This is a genomic window from Thermogemmatispora aurantia (genome assembly GCF_008974285.1).
Lineage (GTDB): Bacteria > Chloroflexota > Ktedonobacteria > Ktedonobacterales > Ktedonobacteraceae > Thermogemmatispora > Thermogemmatispora aurantia.
Window position 1 is genome coordinate 196,800 of sequence record NZ_BKZV01000007.1, and the last position, 18,668, is coordinate 215,467.

The window sequence follows — 18,668 nt, forward strand, 5'->3', positions numbered from 1 at the left end:
GACAGCCGCGGTTAGGTTAGGCGCGCTACCTCCCTCTGCCCGGGGATGGCCCCGTCTCGTTCCATCCTGGGAGCCTGTCTATCCAGACAGGCTCTCCGTGCCAGCGCTGGGGCGGCAAGTGGACCAGCTGCGGCTTCTGATGTCGGACAGCTGATCCCATCCCAAGTCAGGGCTTCTCAATCGGCGCGCGCACCATATTGCCCCACTCTGTCCAGGAGCCATCGTAGTTGCGCACGCGTGGATAGCCGAGCAGCTGTGTCAGCACAAACCACGTGTGGGCGGAGCGCTCACCAATACGGCAATAAGTAATCACATCCTTATCGGGCGTGATCCCCTGCTCGCCGTAGAGCTTCCGCAGCTCCTCCGCGGACTTAAAGGTTCCATCAGGGTTGGCGGCCATCGACCAGGGGATATTTTTTGCCCCCGGAATATGTCCACCGCGCTGGGCCCCTTCCTGGGGATAGTTTACCATATGGATTAGCTCGCCGGTATACTCCTGCGGCGAGCGCACATCAACCAGACCGTAGCCGGACTGGTGCAGGGTGGCCAGCACGTCCTCGCGGAAGGCGCGAATCGACTCGTCCGGTTCCGGTGCCTGATAATCGCTTGGTTCATAATGGGGCACCTCCTTCGTCAGTGGTCGCCCCTCGGCCTCCCACTTCTGGCGTCCACCGTTCATAATCTTCAGATGCTTATGGCCATACATCGTGAACAGCCAGAAGCTATAGCAGGCGTACCAGTTATTGCGATCGCCGTAGAGCACCACCGTCGTGTCGTTGCGAATGCCCCAACGGCGCATCAGACGCTCGAAGCCCTCGCGGTTGACAAAATCGCGCGTCACCGGGTCCTGGACATCGACATGCCAGTCCAGCTTGACAGCTCCAGGAATATGGCCAGTCTCGTAGAGTAACACATCCTCATCGGCCTCGATGATGCGCACATTGGGATCGTTGAGATGCTCCGCCACCCAGTCGGTTTCCACCAAGACTTCGGGATGAGCGTAACCAGCGGGCGAGCTCTGACCCTGGCCCGCCGTTGTGGCCTCTGTCTCTGGCATAGAATCGTCCTCCCTACTCCAGTACGGAATACTCTAGAATAACAGCTACAAGAGAGCAGCCAGCCTGGGGCGCGTCTACCGCCACTCTTGGGAAGAGCAGTCTGCGCACCCAGGCGGTAGTTGACTATGTCAATTCAGTTTCTATTCTACCGCAGCGCGGGACCCAAGGCAAGCCACGTTCGGGCTATTGAAGTACGAGCGTGCTTTTAGGTGAGCAGCGAGAAAACGGCATGTTACTCTAGCAAAGCTCTCAGACGCTCCGCCAGAGCGGTATTGCGCTGTGCCACGCGGTCGTTGCGGATGGCCTGTTCCAGGGCCTGGCGTTGTCCCACCAGAACACAGAGCCGGCGAGCGCGCGTGATAGCGGTATAGAGGAGATTCCTCTGCAGCAGCGGAGCATGCTGCAAAACGAGGGGGATAATTACCGCTGGGTACTCACTCCCCTGGCTCTTATGAATCGTGACCGCGTAGGCCAGAGTCAGCGCGTCCAATTCAGCAAATTCATACTCGATCAGCTGGGGACCGGCCTCTTCCTGAAATTCGACCGTCACGGTTGCGGCCTGGTGGTCGATACGGCGTACCCAGCCGAGATCACCGTTGAAGACCCCCTTATCGTAGTCGTTACGCACCTGCATGACCTTATCGCCGACGCGCAGGCGGTGTTTGCCCAGCAGCAGCTCGCCCTCGGTGCGTGGATTCAGGTGCTGCTGCAGTAACTCATTGAGACTGATCACACCGAGTGGCCCGCGGTACATGGGCGAGAGTACCTGGATGTCGGCGCGCGGATGAAGGTGGTAGCGAGTCGGCAGAAGGCGCTTCACCAGGTCAAGGATCAGGGAGCGGGCCCGCTGCGGATCGCTCTCGTGCAGAAAGAGGAAATCGCTGCCCTCCTCGTTCTTGACCACGGGCAAGAGACCAGCGTTCACGCGGTGGGCGCTGACCACGATGCGACTCTGGCGAGCCTGGCGAAACAGCTCGGTCAGGTGAGTGGTCGGGATGACCTCACTGCGCAAGAGATCGCGCAACACGTTGCCTGGGCCAACCGACGGGAGCTGGTCGGCATCGCCAACGAGCAGCAGATGGGCCTCTGGCGGCAGAGCCTTGAGCAGATGGTAGAAGAGAAGAATATCGACCATCGAGCACTCGTCGACAATGACGAACTGGCAGCTCAGGGGGCGTTCCTCATGGCGCTGATAGGTGCCGTCGTGAGGGGTATACTCTAGCAAGCGGTGAAGCGTTTGGGCGGGCAGGCCCGTGGCCTCGCTGAGGCGCTTGGCGGCGCGTCCGGTAGGGGCCGTAAGAGCCACCTCCACCCGTTGACGGCGCAGGAGTAGCAGGAGCGCGCGCAGCGAGGTGGTCTTGCCTGTCCCGGGGCCACCGGTCAGAATACTCACCTTCCGCGTAAAAGCCGTCTGCACGGCCTCGCGCTGTCGCTCTGTAAGCTGGAGCTGGCGCTTGACCTCCAGATGCTGAAAGACCTGTTCCCAGAGCGCTGGTGAGACTGCTGGCAGCCGGCTGGGTGCCCGCAGCAGCCGCTTAAGCAGGCGGGCGGAGCCGCGTTCGGCGTGCCAGAAGGGGCCATAGTAGATCCGTCGCTGGGCCGTTCCGGCTGGAGCAGCTGGCAAGGCCAGGAGCGAGTCTGTGGCGGCCTGAACGGCTGCGCTGGAGGCTGATCCGAGATCCTTGGAGAGGGGCCAATCGGGGTCCAGTTCGTTGCTCTCTGTGTCAGGCGAGGCCGGCTCAATGAAAAGCTCACCCTCGTACTGCCCCTGTTCCAGAGCCTGCTCCAGTGCTGAGCGAGGGACCTGCAAGATACGTTGTGCCTGCAGCAGCAACTCATCCTCCAGCAAATAGCAGTGGCCGGCCTCGTTGGCTGCCTGTGCCAGCACATAGGTCAGACCCGTCACCAGGCGCGGCAGGCTATCGCGCGGCAGTCCCAGCCGGGTTGCGATCTCATCCGCTGTGCGGAAGCCAATCCCATAGATATCCTGGACCAACCGATAGGGATTCTCACGCACCACCCTGACGCTCTCGGCCCCATACTGGCGATAGATGCGGCTGGCCAGATGCAGTGAAATCTCATGAGTCTGCAGAAAAAGCTGCACCTCCTTCATCTCCTGCTGCTGGGTCCAGGCGGCGATGATGCGCGTGCGATCCTTCTCGCTGAGGCCGCGCACCTCGGCCAGGCGCTCGGGCTGCTGCTCAATAATCGCCAGCGTCTGCTCGCCGAAGTATTCAACAAGAGTGCGGGCTTTTTTAGGGCCGATGCCCTTAATCAGGCCGGAGCTGAGGTAGCGAATGATGCCCTCGGTGCTCGTGGGCAAGCGTTGGTTAAAGCTCGTCACATGGAGCTGGTGGCCGTAGCGCGGATCATATTCCCAGACGCCTTCCACGGTCAGCACTTCGCCGGCGCGCACTCCCGGCAGGGTACCAACGATAGTGAGCAGACCGTCGCGCGACGAGCGGGACGAGCCGCGGCCAGTACCGGTGCTGGGGCGAAAACGTGCAACGGTGTAGTGCGTTTCCTCGTTATGAAAAACGATGCTCTCAATAGAGCCTTCAAGTGTTGGCATGCCTGGCGCTTCTGGGTCGAGTCGTGCGACTGAACTGCTTGCTGATGGTGCAGTGGTGCAGGCGAGTGAGCAAGGGTGTGTCACCGTGCGTGTCTTTTCTATCTTAGCCTGCCGCCGTGGCCCTGTCAACGGCGCGTGCAGGGGTCTGGAGAGGCAACGGTTTCCTCCGCGGCGCTGGCTGTCCAATCGGGCTATTGGTTAAGGAACCAATACTGATGAGAACGGTCGGCGTCTTATAATGAACTCGTATATATTTCTTGATGACGGGATAGCTCTCATTGTGAAGTCCGATGCATCAGTAAAACAGGCTATGAACGTGTTTCTTCTTGTTGGTAGCTGTTGCGACGCTGCTATTGCTTCTCGTAGTGCGGCAAGGATAGAGAGTCGATGCAACTGACCTCGACCAATGGCCTGGGCCAGAGGGAAAGGACTCAATGGAGAGCAAGGTGACCTATCGTCAGCAGTACACGCGCTGTGGCAAGCAGCGCTGCCGGAAATGCCGGGAGGGAGCAGGACATGGCCCTTACTGGTACGCCTATTGGAGCGAGAACGGGCGTACTGTCAGCAAGTATATTGGGGCGCAGCTGCCAGCGGAGGTGGAGCAGGCAGGTCAGCGGCTATCGGCAGTCTCTGTCTCCGCGCGGCGGGCGCCGGCAGCTGCGGGTAGTCGGGCCATTGTGATAGGGGAGCGCGAGCGCCGTAGCGGGCGCGGCGAAACCAGGCCGCTGTTACGCATTTATGTCCTTGGTCAGTTTCGGGTAGAGCGACGCAGCGGTAACGGTTGGGTTGAGGATGATGGACGGCGCTGGCAGCGGCGGCGGGCCCGTGCCCTGTTAGGCTGCCTGTTGTGTCATCCCCTGCGTCGCATGGGACGGGAGCAGGTCATGGAAGCGCTCTGGCCTGATCCTGATCTTGACAGCGAAACGGCGGCCAATCGTCTCAACGGCGCCGTCCATGAGTTGCGCCTGCTGCTAGAGCCAGAGATCCGGCGTCCGGCATCCTCGACGCTCTTGCGCCTTCAGCATGAAGTGCTGGAGCTGGCCGACGGAAGCATTATCTGGGTTGATGCCGATGAGTTTGAGCAGAAGATCAGGCAGGCTGAGCAGTCGGCTGATCCCTTGCAGATTGAGCGGCTACTAGAGGAGGCGGCGGCCCTCTACCGCGGCGACTTTCTGGTTGAGGAACTCTATTCAGAGTGGGCTCAGCCTCGACGGGAAGCGCTGCGCCGTCGCTGGATGGGGATGCTGCTGCAGCTTGCCGAGCTACGAGTCCGGCGTGGGGCCTTGGCCAGCGCTATTGAGCCACTGGACCGGCTACTGATGAGCGATCCCACCCATGAGACAGCGGTACGCCATTTAATGATGGTTCTGATGCGCCTGGATCGGCGGGTCGAAGCCTTGCAGGCTTATCAACGCCTGACCGAGGTCCTGGAGCGCGAGTATGACAGCGAGCCGCTGCCCGAGACGCGTCGTCTCTATGAAGCCCTGCGCAGCGGGGAACTGGGGCCAGCGACCGTTGCCGCCGCCTCGCCAGCGCTTACCGGGCCTGGGGCTGCTTCGTCATCGTCCCACTCGCCTGCCGCTCTTGCTCTTCAGGCTGGTGCCCACTTCGATACTGCGCAGCCTCCAGTTCTCACTCGCCCCGCCGGGCCGACTGTGCCGGTGCGAGCCGTGACCAATCCCCACTTCCCCTCGGGACGCCATAAACGGACGCCGCTGATCGGACGTGAGCGTGAATTAGCGATCATGCGGCAACTGCTATCCATCCTAGGCCCTGCCCGCCCCAGTGAAAGCCCGGGCGGAGAGGACAGTCTTGTCCCGAAGCCAGTGGACGGTCAACAAATCCCAACACCGGAGCCATCGCTCTCGTCACCTCATTTCTTGCTTTTGACCGGCGAGGCGGGTATTGGTAAAACGCGCCTCGCCGAGGAGCTGAGCGACGAGGCTGGACGCCAGGGCTGGCAGGTAGTCTGGAGTCGCTCCTATGAGCAGGAAGGGGCTATCCCTTACTGCCCCTGGGTCGAGCTGCTGCGCACGCTCTTGCAGAACCGACTGGCTGCTCAGGCGCTCTCAACCTCCCAGGTCCTGATGGAGTTGGGCCTCTCTACCTCTCACCTGCAGCGTCTCTGCACCTTACTGCCCGAATTCCATGAATTGCTGCAACCCGGGGTAGCGCCGCTGGCCTTACCAGTAGACCAAGAGCGTCTCCATCTCTGGGAGGCCACGCATAGCCTGCTCTCAGCTCTCAGCCGGCGCACACCTCTCCTGTTAGTCCTCGATGACCTTCATTGGGCCGATGAGAGCAGTCTGGATCTGCTCAGCTATCTCGCACGTCATCTGCGTGAGCAGCCGATTCTGCTCCTGGGGACCTGCCGCGACATGGAGCTGTTGCCAACCCATACCCTACGCACTCTCATCAATGATCTCCAGCGTGAGCAGGTTCTCCTGACGCTGCCGGTCCAACCGCTGACGGCGGCGCAGATTGCGCAGCTCGTTTCTCATTTGCCGACCCGTCTCGTACACAGTATTCAGACGCAGGCGGACGGGAATCCCTTCTTTGCCGAAGAGCTGGCGCGTTATCTGGAGCGTGAGGCCAGCGAAGGGGGAGCGGCCTCAGCCGGGCAGGCCGCGGCGGGTGCAGGAGAGAGCCGACTCGCGCTCCCCGCGACCATCGCCGCCGTGCTAGATCGACGTCTCAGCAAGCTCAGCACGGCCTGTCAAACGCTGTTGAGTAAGGCGGCGGTCTTCGGGGCACCCTTCGAATTCAGCCATTTGCTCTTCATGGACAGTGGCCAGCTCCCTCATCCCCAGGAGGAGCAGGTGCTGGATCTCCTGGAGGAGGCCCTGCGCGCCGGTCTTCTGATTGAAGAGGAGAATGGCAGGCAGGTGAGCTACCACTTCTGGCATCCGCTCATTGAAAGCCATCTCTATCAGAGTCTCTCGGTGGCGCGCCGCGTTCAGCTCCATCGTCGGGCGGCTGAGGCCCTGCTGACGCTCAATCCCCAGCGCGAGGAAGAGGTAGCGGCGGCAGTGACCTACCATTTAATCCGCGGAGCCAGCGACGGCAGCCGCATTGCGCGCTATGCTGAGCGGGCGGCCAATCGGGCCTATCGACTGGCTGCTTATGGTGAAGCCCAATACTATTACCGTCTGGCTCTGCTGGCCCTGGCCGGGGCGCCGCCCCCGCCCCCGTTGGAACGTCAGGCCGTAGTAAGCGTCGAGTACCTGCCGCCCGAGGCCGACGCCGATCCCGCTCCCTCGCTCGATCAGCTCCTGCCGAGCGCCGGCGAGGAGGAGCTGCTTCACTTCGCGCGTCTCTTAGAGCATGTCTGCGAGTGCTGCATGATGCAGGGAAACTACAGCGAGGCGCGCCGCCTCTATGCGCGCGTTCTGGCTCTGCGCCAGCGCTCGCTACAGACCTGGGAGCGTCGCCAGCCAGAGCGGCCAGACGGGGAACAACTGCACAGGCGACGTCAGCACGAAGCCCAGATTCAGGCCATCATCTGGCGTGAGATGAGCCTGGCCTGGCTCAGGACCGGCGATTTTGCCCAGGCCCGTCACTGCCTTGAAGAGGGGAAGCGCACGCTGCGCGAGGCCGGCGCCTTGCAGAGTCCAGCCAGCGCCTGTCTTCTCTTGCAAGAAGGCAACCTTTCGGCGCTGGAGGGCAACTATGATGAGGCGCGCCGCCAGGTTGAGCAGATGCTGGACATGCTAGAGGAAGCCATGAGACAAGGGCCGGCGCCAGTGGCTGCGGGTCAGGAACTGCCAACGCTGAGTGAGCGCGCCATAGCGGGTGACCCGCTGGAGTTGGGCCATGCCCATGAGACCCTGGGAGTAATCGCCGCGCGGCTGGGTCATCCGAGTGAAGCGTTGCAGCACCTGCATACGGCTTTGACCATCTATGAGCAGCATGAGTGCCTGATGGCTATGGCTCAGATTTGCGGCAATCTAGGGGCGGCCCATGCTCTGGTAGCCGATCATCAGGCGGCACGGGCCTACATGCGGCGGGCGCTGGAGTTGACGGAGCGCACCGGCGATCTCCCCAATATGGCCTTTGTCACGGGCAACCTGGGCGAGTTGGCCCGTCGCTGTGGAGATCTGCGCGAGGCCGAAGCCTGCTTCCGGCGGAGCCTCGCGCTGGCCGAGCGGACCCAGGAGCGCGAACACATGGCCTGGTGTAATATTGCCCTGGCTGAGACGCTCCAAAGTGCGGGCAAGCTTGATGAGGCCCTGCACTGCATCCAGCGCTCATTGCTGACTGGCCGGGCCATCGGGCACGCGCGCACAATCGCCCATGCTCGTATTGTGCTGGCCGAGGTGCGGCTAGCTCAGGCCAGTGCCATCTGCCTGGCATGCCTGCGCCAGCGCCAGCCCGCTACCGCTGGCTCTCGTCCGGAGCAACATAGCTGCCGCGAGAGTTGTTTCTATCGCCGTCTGCTTCTGCGAGGTCAACGGGCCTTAGAGCGCGCGCTGTGCTACGAAGGATTGGATGCCGAGGTAGCTTTAGAGGGGCGCTATCTGCAAGCCAGCGTGGCTTTCCTTCTCGATCGCCTGGAGGTTGCCAGACGAGTGGCCCTCGATCTGCTGACCAGCGCCGATCGACAGGAGAATCGCCTGACGCTGGGCCATGCCCATCGTCTGCTGGCTCGCCTCCTTGCGGTCCAGGGAGAGGCCGAGGCTGCAGCTGCTCACTTTGAGCGGGCAGCCCGTATTTTTGAGGAGAGCGAGCTGACCCTTGATTATGCGCGCACTCTGCATAGCTATGGAGTCCATCTGGCTCTTCTGGGGGCCAGACAGTGCGGGGGCGAGCAGCAGGCTAAGGCCCATTCCTACCTGAGAGAGGCGCAGACGCTCTTTGAGCGAGCGCAGGCCGCTATTGATCTCCAATGGGCCGAGACTCTCCTTGCTACCTGGCCATCGTTGCCTCTTCTGGCCGCTGCTCTCAAGGCTATGCCTTGAGCTGTCTCCTGCTGGCTTGGGCGCTGAGGTCAGGTTGACACTGGTTGACCGACAGCCATACAATGAGAGCAGGTCGGGAGCGAAAGCGTCAACAAGGCTGGGAAGTGCCCTCGGTGCTGGCTACCAGTGATGCTGATGCTGCTCTCAAGAGCCGGGCGCTATGGTGGTGGGCGTGGTTGGCGCTTCGGCTCACCTGGTGCTGGCGGCAGATCATGCCCAGATAAAGGAGCAGAGCAACTTGAGCGAAATGCGTGAGCAACGGCCAACGGCTGAGGAAGAGTTGCTGAGTCTGCGCCGGCTGGTGCAGATCCAGCATGAGCTTGAGGAGCAGATTAATCGTGTCTTTGCCCCGGAGGACGAAGCGCTGCGGTATGCCCTCCAGGCCAGCGCAGAGGCCGGGCTGCCGCAGATCAATATTTCCCCTATCGAGGGCAAGCTCTTGCAGTTTCTAGCGCTTGTCTCTCAAGCCCACACCATCCTGGAGATTGGCACGCTGGGGGGCTATAGCGGTCTCTGGCTGGCGCGCGCCTTGCCACCGGATGGGCGCCTGATCACGCTAGAGATGAATCCCCAGCATGCGAGCGTTGCGCGTCGTGTCTTTGAGCATGCTGGCGTAAGCGAACGAGTAGAGATCCGTCTTGGGCGGGCCTTGGAGCTGCTCCCTGCACTCGTCGATGAAGGCGCGGGACCGTTTGACCTGATCTTTATCGATGCTGACAAGCCGCCCTATCCGCGCTATCTCGACTGGGCCTTGCGACTCAGCCATCCTGGCACCATCATTGTGGCCGACAACTGCCTGCGAGATGGGCGCTTCATCCATGAGCCTGTGGACGAGGTTACGGCGGGCATCGTCGAGTATTGTCGGCGCATTACAAGCGACCCCCGTCTCTTCTCGCTGGCTCTCAATATCGATGAGGGCTATCGCGACGGGTTCACGGTAACCCTGGTGCGTGAGGGGTGATCGCTGTGGCGAGCGGCGCAGCCAAAACGGCAGCCATCACCATTATTGGCGGTGGCATTATGGGCGCAGTCCTGGCCTATCAGCTCGCCCGCCGTGGAATGCGTGAGGTAGTTGTTCTGGAGCGCGAGACTGTGGCCTCTGGCTCGATTGGACGTGCTACGGGAGGGCTACGTCAACAGTTCGCCGACGAGCTGGATATTATCTTCGCCCGTGAGGGCCTGCGCTTCTATCGTCAGTTCATTGCAGAGATGCAGGCCGAAGCGGTTCCAGCCTTCCCGCCTCCTCCCCCATTCTACCAGTATGGTTACCTGTTCCTGGTCAGTGACGATGAAGCCTGGCAGGCTATGCAGGGCTATGTTGCCCTCCAGCAGCGGCTTGGCGTTCCCAGTGAGCTGCTGACGCCAATGGAGGTGGTGGCGCGCTGGCCGGGGTTGTCACTGATCACAGAAGATCTGCGCGGCGCCAGCTTCTGCCCGACCGACGGCTACACGGACCCCGCCGCCATGACGCGCGCGCTCATGGGGGCAGCGCGTCGGCTGGGCGTGGAAGTCTACGAGCAGTGTCCTGTCCTGGCCATTCAGACGACTCGGGGGCGCGTCCAAGCCGTACAGACCTCGCAGGGGACACTGGCTACGCCTCTGGTCGTCAATGCCACTGGTGTCTATGCGGCCTTGACGGCGCGCTTGGTCGGGATTAATGATCTCCCAGTCTATCCTTTACGACGTCAGCTCTATCTCTGTGAGGCGGTCGCTGGGCTGCCAGCTGAGCTGCCGATGGTGGTAGACCAGGCAACAGGCTTCCATTTTCGCTGGCGCGATGGTGGCCTGCTCCTGGGTTTGCCCCATCAGCCTTCTCCCGCGGAGCAGGCGGCCAGCCGTGCTCTGGAGACGACGGCTTTTGACCTGAGGCTTGATCCTGGCGTCTGGCCCCAGATAGAGCGTGTCATCCCCCGCCGCTTTCCGGCGCTAGCGGGTCTGCGCCTCCGAAGGGCCTGGGCCGGCCTCTATGAGATGACGCCGGATGAGCACCCGGTGCTGGGTCCAACCGAGGTCGAGGGCTTCCTCTGCGCCTGCGGCTTCTCTGGGCATGGCTTGATGCATGCTCCGCTAGCGGCACAGCTCCTGATCGACTACCTGATCACCGGCAAAAGCAGTATGCTCGATATCGAGCAGTTCGGCCTCCACCGCTTTCGCGAGGGCCGATTGCTGCCTGCGACGCGGCTGCTTTAAACAGAGGAGAGGCAATGACGATTGATACGGACTTTCATAGCCATGTTTCCCGTAGTTCAGCCAGAGCGATGGTGAGCGAGGCCCGGGAGCGGGGATTGCGCGTGCTGGGTCTCTCAGAGCATGTCTTTCAGATGCGCGAGATACGTCCGCTCCTTGCGCATATGCCGCTGGAGGGGCCAGAGATGGCCCTGGTTGACTATATTGAGAGTGTGCAGGAGGCAGGGCGGTCTCTGCGGTTCGACGTCCGTCTGGGATTGGAGATCGATTTTATTCCTGACAAAATTGAGGCAGTGCGTGAGCTGCTGCAGGGCTACCCTTGGGATTTTCTCATTGGCTCGGTTCATGAGATTGATGGAAAACAATTGGAGAACGAGGAAGGCTGGGGGGAAGCGGCCCAGGCAGAACGAGCCTGGCAGCGCTATATGGAGTTGCTGCGTCAGGCTGTCTGCTCGGGCTTCTTTAGTGTTGTCAGTCATCCAGTCAGATTGTTCGTTGAGAATCGGCACTTGCCCGCCAATATCGATGAGGAGCTGGAGCAACTTGCTGCCGAGGCCACACGTTGTGATGTGGCCCTCGAAATCAATGGCTTCGATGTCGCCACCTATCCCCAGCTAGTGCGCCGTCTCATACGAGCCTGTGCTTTGCAGGGAACGCCGGTGAGCGTCGGCTCAGATGCTCACTATCCGTCGAGCCTGGCCACCAGCCACGAGGCCAGTGAGCAGCTGCTACGCGAGGCCGGCATTCAGCGGATTCGTATCTGGCGCAATATGAACGCTGAGGAGTATCGCCTCTGAGAGAGCGCGAATCGGAAAGGACCCGAGGAGCTAGAAGCCGTCAGTCGCCCTGGCGGCGTTTGAGTGAGCGGGCTGATCCCGATCCTCGTCGATCAGCGGTCAGCCCGCCCTGAGAGGTAGACAGCAACGCTTGCTTTAGCTCAGGCAGGCGGATAGCGGTTATAGCCGATCAGCTTGCTCGTCGGTGCAGCCTGAGCTGAGAGCTGCTGGCCGTTATCCAGATTATAGGCCAGTAGGGTGGAATGCCCGTCAGGGTAGTAGGCTTGCACGACCAGGTGATGACCATAGGGGGCCAGGGCTACATTATTCGAGCAGATCAGCTCGGCATCGACCGGTGTAGCTGGGATGGGGCGACCCGCGCAGAGGGTGCTCGCACCGGGGGCGGCATTCTGGAGCAGCACCTGGTCCTGGGCTGGAGTCAGGCCCAGCTTTACCACCTCAAAGCTGCCCTGGCGATAGCGCATGACCATGAGCGAATTATCCTCCGCATAGCCGATGGGGACTCCCCAAGGACGCAGACGATGGCGGTTCCCTCCATCGCTGTCAACAGCGTAGATACCCGGAGCCTCAGAATGATAATTGACATAGTAGATAGTGCGCCCGTCAGGACTGAGCCAGAAATCGGTGCTGGCCCTCTGAACCGGCGGCGTAATTGCCTGCCGCTGGTCAAATGTTCCCCCGAGGGGCAGGCGGAAAAGCGCTTGCTGGTTACTGCCGACGCGCCCCACAAAGTACAAGTACGGCGCGCTGTAGAAGGCCAGGCGCGTGTCTGGCAGCGCGGCCATGACTGCCTTGGGCTGCAATTGCTGCATATTGACCCGCAACAGAGCGGTGGGTGTATTGAGCAGCAGCGTTTGAGCATTGAGCCAGATGGCGTTGCCACCGCTGCCGGAGACGTGGTATTGGAAGCGTATGAGTGGCGGCGTCATGCGCAGATCCAAAACGTAGTAATCCGTCTGAGACGTGCTCGGGATGTGATAAGCCAGGGAGCTGCCATCGGGCGAGATTCCGTCGATCTCCGTCTGGGCTGGTAAGGCCGAGAGCAGCTGCAGCAGCTGCCCGCTGGCATAGTTATAGTTGCTGACAGTCAGCTGCCCGCTCTGGTCGCCCGAGACCAGCAACAGGCCATTCCAATCATCATTCAGGAGGGTATTCCCCGGGGTCTGGTTTGTCGAGGGGGTGGGAGTAGCCTCATTGCTCACGGGGAGCTGATCCCAACCGACCAGTTGTGGCGTACCTAGCTGAGAGACCTGGGCCGCTGGCACGGAGAGGAGCAGTTTTTGGGCATGCGTCATCAGGTTGGTGGCCCAGAGACGCAGTGAGTGATCGGGATAAAGGGCCTCCGTCAGCAAGGCCCAGCCGTAGGGAGCGAGGGCCAGCCCGTTGGTCAGAACGCTCCTGGCCCCTGGGGCCGCGTTGACTACCACGAGCTGGTCTTGCTGGGGGGTGGCGCCCAGCTTACGCACCTCAAAGGCGCCATTCGTCTCCTGCAAGAAAAGCAGGCGGTTATCCTCGGCGAAGCCGAGTGGGATACCGTGTCGGTTGAGCGAGTGCAGATTGCTCCCATCGCTATTGACCATGTAGAGGGTTGCTCCCAGGCCACTGCCCGCACTGTAGTAGATGGTCGAGCCGGTCGGGTTAAGCAACCACGCATTGCGTCTGCTGGAGGTGGAAGCGGGCACACCTTGATCCGTCGTCAGGGGCCGGGATGCAATTGAGCGTATTTCCCCGTTAGCCAGATCGAGACGATACAGCACCTCCTTCTCTTTTTCTTGATGTATGAAGAACAGAAAATCGTTGTAATAGAATGCGAGTGTACTATTTTGTAATAAATCTGATGAATAGATTGGTTCGCTGTTACCAGACAGATTGACCAGGAAAAGCTCGCTACCAGCGCTGATCAAAAGATGGCTGTCATCGGTTGTCCAGACGGCGCTGCTCTGGCTACAGCTGCAGCTGAAGAGCGGCTCAGGATGGGAAAGTGTCCGGAAGAGACGCGCCTTTCCCTGCGTGTCATGATAGAGCAGATCGCGCCCGCTGTGAGCGATGCCGTCGACGGCGGAAGTAGCGTCGCAGCAGGTGCTGGTCAGGAGACGCTTCTGGCCGCTGAAAGGATCATAGTTATAGAGGTGATAGCGGCCAGTGCCATCGGGGAAAGGATCGACCATCGCGATCGCCTTCCAGACCAGGCTCTGGTAGGAGGCATTTACCGAGATAGCTGTTGGGGGTGAGGAGGCGGGCGCCTGGGAGGAAGTATCACGTAGCAAGAGATAACCTAGACTGCCGGTTGTCAGGAGCACCACCAGGATGACAGCCGCCAGGACCAGCGTTTCCAGCAGCGGCGAGCGCCGAGGGGCGCGAGGAACGGCAGGTTGCTGAGCGGTCAGCTCAGGAAGCCGGCTAAGAACCGCAAAAGGGAGCCGGCGATGCTGGTTCTGGCCGCTGTGGTCGGCGTGATTGAGCGTCGCCAGCGACTCCTGTTCAGCCTCAGCCGATGTCTGACTAGAGCGGATCGCTTGCATGATCAGCTCCTGGGTTGAAGGCGTACGGTGCTCTGCGTCCTCCAGAAACTGACGCAGCAGCTGGCGCTGGTGATCACGCTCATGGCGCGCCTGGGCAACGAGACTAGAACAGATCTGGCATTCAGGGAGATGACGCCGCAGTCGACTCAGTAGCTCAAACTCGTCCCTGTGGTGGGTCGAAGGCTCTGGCTCGCCCTCAGCGTTTGCCGGCGTCTTTGGCACATCAAGCTCATCGAGCAGACGCAGACAGTGGATGCTGAGAGGACATGATGGTGAATCAGGTCGCTCTTTTCGCTTCATGACTGGCCTCCTCGATCAAGCCGTTTGTAGACCTGCTGAAACGCCTGACGTGAGCGGGCCAGGCGGCTGCGCACGGCTGACAGCGAATCCTGCATAATCTCGGCAATTTCGCGGTAAGAGAAGCCCTCGGCATCCAGGAGCAGGCAAGCTGCGGAAGCCGGGGGGAGCTGAGCCAGCACACGAGCCACTAGGTCGCGCTCCATCACCTGCTCCTCGAAGTGCTCATCGCTGACCAGAGCTTCCTCGGGCGGAGGTTCTGAGAAATCATCGACCTGGCCCGTGGGACTGGTGAAGGGAACCCAGGTGATGCGACGACGGCGGCGCCACTCGCTGCGCAGCTGATTCAAGGCAATACGGTAGATCCAGGGGGCGAACTGTAGTTCCTCTCCCTTCATGCGTGGTAAAGCACGAAAAGCTGCCAGGAAGGTTTCCTGGCAGAGATCCTGAGTTAATTGTATATCGTGGGTTAAGCTATAGAGCATGCGCCTGATGCGCGGCTCGTAATAGAGTACCAGAGCCTCGAAGGCTGCTGTTGAGCCGTGGCAGGCCTCGATCGTCAGCCGAGACTCATCTTCCAGAGTCTTCATACGTCCCCATCACCAGGTGAAAGGCAAAATTGGATCCCTCACAGGGAGGTAATGCACAGGCGAGCCATTTTGTCGCAGTTGGCCAGACCTGGCCAGGAAAAAAAGTGCCAACGGGCGAATGCGGCCTACTCGGCAGAGGACGAGTCAGGTGCCTGACGTGGTTCTGTTCCTGGCAACGTTGCCAGTGAGGAACGTACCTCAACAGAGCGCGCAAGGATAAAAACCACGTCGGAAAGGCGATTCAGATAGCGAATCACCTCGCCGTTATGGATCACGCCGTCGTGGAGCAGCTTTACTGCCAGGCGTTCGGCGCGGCGGATCACGGTGCGAGCAAAATCGAGGGCCGCCCCGTCGAGAGTATCGCCGGGAATAATGAAGCGGTTCGGGATCTCTACCTCACGCTTCAGCTGCTCGGCCTCTGCCTCCAGGCGCTGTACATGCTCAGCGGTGATGCGCAGCCCGAGCTTCTCATAATTTTCTGGGGGTGTAGCCAGCTCTCCCATTAACAGGTAGAGATCTTGCTGGAGGCGGTAGATGAGGTCCTTGACGCGTGGATCCCTGGCCACAGCGCGTGCCAGCCCAAGCGCGGATGTGGCTTCATCGATCGTGCCGAAGGTCTCAGGGCGCGGATCGTACTTCGGAACGCGCTGTTCCCCAAGCAGCCCGGTATAGCCCGTGTCGCCTCCGTGGGTTGTCACTTTGGCCATTGCTAGCCACTCTCCTCTCTTGCTTGTTGGCCTGCCTTTGCTTACTCTTTCGCTTGCGCTCGCTTGCTCTCTCGGCCTCGACCAGTCTGAGCCGCAGGAGGCGCCTTCAGCCTGCGTCTGAAGCACGCTCAGACGAATAGCGGGCGAGCTATGAAAAGAGCGTAGGCGAAGCCGTGATGTACCTGTGCTCTTGCGGTTGCCTGCCAGTCAGAGACTGTCTGGCCGGTCTCTGCTCCTGGCTCACTCTCACTAACTATAGCACAGATCAGTGGTCTTCGGAGCGGCTGCGGTAGCGATAGGCGCGGCTCACGCGGCGCCAGTCTAGCTCGCGTCCGCGCACTGGGCGTTCTTCATCCAAAGGTTCCAGAGTATTTGTGGCCAGAAAGCGACGGCGCAGGTTAGAGAGATCGATTTGCTCATCGGGGGGGAAGAAAGCACGGTAGAGTAGCGTCGCCTCAGCCAGCGTCAGTGTCCCGTCGCCGCTGGGAGGTTCGCGGAGGGCGCGCAGCGGGCGTGTCTCCTTACTGAGAGCGGTATGGGTTTCCTGGCGCCACCACTCGATGCTATCGCGGTGCGGAGTTGCCATATCGGCCAGGTAGCGCAGCACCAGCTCTGGATTGCGCTGAATCTCCGAGCGTAAGGTATTAAGCGCCATCTCCAGCACGGGGCGAGCCTCGGGGTCAAGCTGGCGCTGACCCGACTCAACCTCGGCCACGGGGGTCCATTGGACGCGCAGGCTAGGGACTGGGTGGCGATGCAAGTTAGGGCGCAGCTCATCGCGATTAGCGCGTAAGAGTACACTATGAATCAGAGAGACAGCAGCCCCTTGCTCGGCGCTGCCCCAGACATAGACCTGCTGCTCTACCCAGCCCGCTTTTAGCTGCAGCAAGGTGGCCTCATCGGGCCAGAGCAGCACCGCCTGCAACGTGCGAAGCACCGCCTCGGTCACGGTCTCATTACTGAGCACAAGGCGCATAGGCGGTCCCCACGGCCCTTCACGCAGCAGCACCCAGAGTGTCCAATCGCGGATGGCAAAGATCACCACACCGGTGGTGACCATTAAACGGCGGGGGCTGCTGTCGCGCACGGGCCGCGCCGGGATCGAGGAATTTGACCCTGAGAGCGGTGTGTTCACTCTTCTCCTTGTGTCCCCCTGTCCGCGGCAAGCTTTGACCCGGCCATATGTAGCTGATTCTACCTGCTCTCACTGAGAGACGCAAGCCCAAAGCCAGACTGCCTCTCATCTGGTCCCAGGCCAGGGGCTGCAGCCGTGGTGGAACAGCAACCAAAGAAAGAAGCAAGTTGGCCCTTGCTTGCTGCGCGGGGAAAGGAGACTGCTCAACGTTCCCTATGGTATCCTCTCGCGGTGGAATCATCTCCTTCGCCACTAGTCCCTGCCTCTGTTCTCACCGCCAAGGCCTCATTTTCTGCTTCTGAGGGGAAGTCTAGGGAAAGCCATCTGAGCGATCTAAAGGGGCTGAGCATAGTAACGGCAACTGGAGCCGGGCCGCCTCACCGTTGAGGCACGCTGCAGGCACTCGTGGCCGGTAGCGATCTGCCTGGTCTACCTACTTTCTTTCCAGCAATTGGGCGAGCAGGATCAGGGTCGGAGGCCGATCCGGTGCTGCCTGCTCTGCCGGAGGTTAAATCTTACTGGAGCCTTGCTTTGTTGGATCTCTTACTTCAGTAAGAGCAGCCGGAGCAGCTGATAGGTACCTAGCGCCGATGCCGCGCTTGCAAGCAAGCCCAGGAGCAGGCGATAGCGTTGCAAAGTCTCCCGTAGCGCCAGGGTTTCAGCCCTCGCGTCACCTGTTGTTGTGCGCCTTCGAGGTTGATGCTGCATAACCTCTCCTCCCGCCACAAGCGGCGAGCGCAATAGTTGCGAGGAGGCATCGAGAGCTGGTTTGCTCACGCTCTCCTCATCCTACTGTAAATACGGATAAGAGCAGTTCAGAGTTGGAGTCTCTGAACCTTTTAGCTGGAAAACCCGCACCAGCTGACGGGGGTGGGAGCAGCCAGCCGCGGTGCGCGAGCTTGAGGGCAACTCTTCCCTAACTTGACCGCTCGCCTGTATGGCTGCAGGCTCTTGCTCGTGCATGTACTCTCCCGACCTAGAGCTAACCAGCGACCGTCGAGGAATCGGCGAGCTGCTGCCTCTCCTCTACCGTGCCAGCTAAGCTCTCTCCATAGAAAGCTAACAGCCGACGGGCCCGTGAATAATCCCCTTCTACCAGAATCCGGAACAGCTGCTCACAGCTGGCCAACAGCTCAGCCGCTGTGGCTCGTTTGGCGGCGGTCAATGAGCCGAGCAGATCATGACGTCGCGCACTGCGAAAAAGCCCGTGCAGCTTCTCCAGGCAGTCGCCTAGCTCTGCCTGGACAACCTCGCTCTGGCACTCGATGTCTGCCAGGGAGGCGGCGTGTGTCAGGAAACGCTCGCCCAGTTGAATCACCTGGTCATACTCGCGATGACGGGCCTCTAGCAGCGTCTCCAGCATCCGCTCTTCGTCGGCAGGATCAAGGGCGACAAGGGTGAAAAGGCAGGCTTCTCCTCCCATCTCTCGTATTTCGCTGGCGAGCTGGCGGAACTGCTTTTCAACCTCCTCAGTAAAAGGTAGAACATAGACCGAATGCTGGAGAGGGTAGGCCCCAAGATGTTGCAGACGGCGCCAGACCCAGACCCGCTTTTGTGAAGGCTCACTTGGAACTTTATACGTCAGTTGCAACCAGCGCATACCACTGCGCTCAGACATAGGCTAACCCCCCGGAGGAAATGCCGGTAACATATGTTACTGGCATTTGCTATCTTACTCGATGGAGGGAGAAGAAGTCAAGCACGAGGAGAGATAGGGCACATCCGGGGCAGCAAGGCGCCGAATGCTTGGCTCACTTAGAATAGAAGCCCGGACTCCCCGCTTAAAGAAAGGCTGGGTTGCGCAGCCTGGTGCCATGCTGGCTGGCCTCTTTCTGAGGGGGTCAG

12 protein-coding genes are annotated in these 18,668 nt (G+C 60.8%); 4 read left to right on the forward strand and 8 right to left on the reverse strand.

Annotation, left to right across the window (positions count from 1 at the left end; all coding sequences use genetic code 11):
* Positions 1–166: 166 nt before the first annotated feature.
* Both KTAU_RS19110 and recD2 read right to left on the reverse strand, forming a co-directional pair.
* Entirely contained in the window at positions 167–1,057 is an 891-nt protein-coding gene (locus KTAU_RS19110; protein WP_151729875.1) for a sulfurtransferase, read from the reverse strand.
* Between the two features lie 233 nt (positions 1,058–1,290).
* On the reverse strand, positions 1,291–3,630 hold the full coding sequence (recD2, locus tag KTAU_RS19115) for an SF1B family DNA helicase RecD2 (RefSeq protein WP_151729876.1): 2,340 nt from the start codon (positions 3,628–3,630) through the stop codon (positions 1,291–1,293).
* A 434-nt stretch (positions 3,631–4,064) separates the two neighbouring features.
* On the opposite strand from recD2, the gene KTAU_RS19120 reads away from it, so the two are divergent.
* The 4 genes from KTAU_RS19120 to KTAU_RS19135 all read left to right on the forward strand — a co-directional run bounded on the left by KTAU_RS19120 (position 4,065) and on the right by KTAU_RS19135 (position 11,572).
* Complete coding sequence (locus KTAU_RS19120) at positions 4,065–8,588, forward strand: DUF6788 family protein (protein WP_151729877.1); 4,524 nt, start codon at positions 4,065–4,067, stop codon at positions 8,586–8,588.
* Positions 8,589–8,835: 247 nt separating this feature from the next.
* The gene (locus KTAU_RS19125) at positions 8,836–9,549 is read left to right on the forward strand and encodes an O-methyltransferase (protein WP_151729908.1); all 714 of its coding nucleotides are present in this window, start codon (positions 8,836–8,838) and stop codon (positions 9,547–9,549) included.
* Between the two features lie 5 nt (positions 9,550–9,554).
* Positions 9,555–10,778: an NAD(P)/FAD-dependent oxidoreductase gene (locus KTAU_RS19130; RefSeq protein WP_151729878.1), complete on the forward strand. Its 1,224-nt coding sequence runs from the start codon at positions 9,555–9,557 to the stop codon at positions 10,776–10,778.
* Between the two features lie 14 nt (positions 10,779–10,792).
* Positions 10,793–11,572 carry a PHP domain-containing protein gene (locus KTAU_RS19135; RefSeq protein ID WP_151729879.1) on the forward strand — a complete coding sequence of 260 codons (780 nt, stop codon included), beginning with the start codon at positions 10,793–10,795 and terminating at the stop codon, positions 11,570–11,572.
* A gap of 140 nt (positions 11,573–11,712) precedes the next feature.
* Here the strand turns inward: KTAU_RS19135 and KTAU_RS19140 are convergent, their stop codons facing one another.
* From KTAU_RS19140 to KTAU_RS19160, 6 genes are all read right to left on the reverse strand, one after another.
* Positions 11,713–14,394 carry a hypothetical protein gene (locus KTAU_RS19140; RefSeq protein ID WP_151729880.1) on the reverse strand — a complete coding sequence of 894 codons (2,682 nt, stop codon included), beginning with the start codon at positions 14,392–14,394 and terminating at the stop codon, positions 11,713–11,715.
* Entirely contained in the window at positions 14,391–14,981 is a 591-nt protein-coding gene (locus KTAU_RS19145; protein WP_112427123.1) for an RNA polymerase sigma factor, read from the reverse strand. Before KTAU_RS19145 ends, KTAU_RS19140 begins: the two co-directional genes overlap by 4 nt.
* A 125-nt stretch (positions 14,982–15,106) precedes the next feature.
* The gene (locus tag KTAU_RS19150; RefSeq protein WP_151729881.1) at positions 15,107–15,688 is read right to left on the reverse strand and encodes a cob(I)yrinic acid a,c-diamide adenosyltransferase; all 582 of its coding nucleotides are present in this window, start codon (positions 15,686–15,688) and stop codon (positions 15,107–15,109) included.
* A 265-nt stretch (positions 15,689–15,953) separates the two neighbouring features.
* Positions 15,954–16,823 carry a hypothetical protein gene (locus KTAU_RS19155; RefSeq protein ID WP_151729882.1) on the reverse strand — a complete coding sequence of 290 codons (870 nt, stop codon included), beginning with the start codon at positions 16,821–16,823 and terminating at the stop codon, positions 15,954–15,956.
* A 543-nt stretch (positions 16,824–17,366) separates the two neighbouring features.
* On the reverse strand, positions 17,367–17,531 hold the full coding sequence (locus KTAU_RS21690) for a hypothetical protein (protein WP_170293434.1): 165 nt from the start codon (positions 17,529–17,531) through the stop codon (positions 17,367–17,369).
* A 274-nt stretch (positions 17,532–17,805) separates the two neighbouring features.
* Positions 17,806–18,441: a Chromate resistance protein ChrB gene (locus KTAU_RS19160; RefSeq protein ID WP_151729883.1), complete on the reverse strand. Its 636-nt coding sequence runs from the start codon at positions 18,439–18,441 to the stop codon at positions 17,806–17,808.
* Positions 18,442–18,668: the final 227 nt, after the last annotated feature.